This window comes from Janthinobacterium sp. BHSEK, assembly GCF_056174685.1.
Window position 1 is genome coordinate 1 of the sequence record NZ_JBWBYV010000203.1, and the last position, 1247, is coordinate 1247.

Below are 1247 nucleotides of genomic sequence, written 5' to 3' on the forward strand. Positions count from 1 at the left end.
GCCGAAACGATGGCCCTGGGCGCGGCGGCCGGCGCGCACGTGCAAGCCGTCATCGATCAGGGCCAGGCGTTACGCGGTGAGCTGGAGGCCGCCACCACGATAGGGCAAGTAGCAGCTGTGGTATGGCCGGTACCCGTCTTGCAGGGGTTTTGATGACCAATCTTCGCATCGTCTACGATAACGCCGCCGATCGGGCCGCGCTGACCGCATCGAGCCAAACCGGAGAGCTGGGCCCGGCGAATCTGCAGCTCGAAGACAAGTTTTACCTGCTGCGCTCGATAGGCCTGGCGCTGACCATTACGGCCACCTGGGCCTCGCCCGAGATCGTCGGATGTGTGGCCCTGCCATTTTGCAACCTGACGCCGACGGCGACGATCCGCGTGCGCGGCTACGTCGAGCCAGGTGACGCCGTGGCCGATTTCGACACCGGTACGGTGCCGGCATGCGAGTACGCCAGGCTGGGCATGTGGGACTGGGGCGCGCTGCCGCTGGGCGTGAATGCCTTCAGCTATGGCGGCGGCACGTATGCGCGCTGCTGGTTCCCGATGGTCAGCATCAAGAAACTGATTATCGAGTTGGCGGACCCGGACAATCCGGCAGGCTACATCGAGGCGGCGCGCCTGGTGGCCGGCCCCTACTGGAGTCCGGAGCAGAACGCCTCGTACGGTGCGGGCGTCACTTCGTTCGATAGCAGCACCCAGTACCGCACCGGGTCCGGCGGGCAAATGGTCGAACGGGGTGCGATGTATCGCAAGCTGTCGCTCGCGCTCGAACACATGACGTCGCTGGATCGGGCCGAGCTGTGGCGCATCGTGCGCGGCAATGGCCTGACGCTCCCCTTGCTGGTCAGCCTGTATCCGGACAGCGAAGACGGCGAGCTCGAGCAGGCGCACCAGGTGTACGGCCGCCTCGCCAGCAATTCCGCCATCACTACCCCGTATTACCAGGCATATGCCACCAACATCGAAATCGAGGAACTGTAATGGGCGACTTTTTTTACTATGGCCAGAAAGATGTGATCCGGCGCCTGAATGAACTGGCCGGGCGCGGCGCCGTGGTGGCGTCGTATGCGCCGGCTGCGGGCAGGTCGCCGCTTGGTGATGCGAATGGGCGAATCGCGCCATCCTGGCTCGACCCGGATATGCCAATTGTTACAAATTTGTCTATCGCAGCAGGGCCAGTTTCCAAGTTTGGCTTTGTTTACCGCAATGGTGGAGGGGCAGCACAATATTGGAAAATCGCAACAT

Annotated in this window: 2 protein-coding genes; both read left to right on the forward strand. The window is 63.0% G+C overall.

Going from position 1 to position 1247, the window contains the following annotated elements; all coding sequences use genetic code 11:
- Window positions 1–152 precede the first annotated feature (152 nt).
- The gene (locus tag AC0V2Y_RS28415) at window positions 153–983 is read left to right on the forward strand and encodes a hypothetical protein (RefSeq protein ID WP_475418461.1); all 831 of its coding nucleotides are present in this window, start codon (window positions 153–155) and stop codon (window positions 981–983) included.
- Window positions 983–1247 (forward strand): hypothetical protein (locus tag AC0V2Y_RS28420; RefSeq protein WP_475418462.1); only part of this gene is annotated, 265 nt, incomplete at its 3' end. The genes AC0V2Y_RS28415 and AC0V2Y_RS28420, both read left to right, overlap by 1 nt.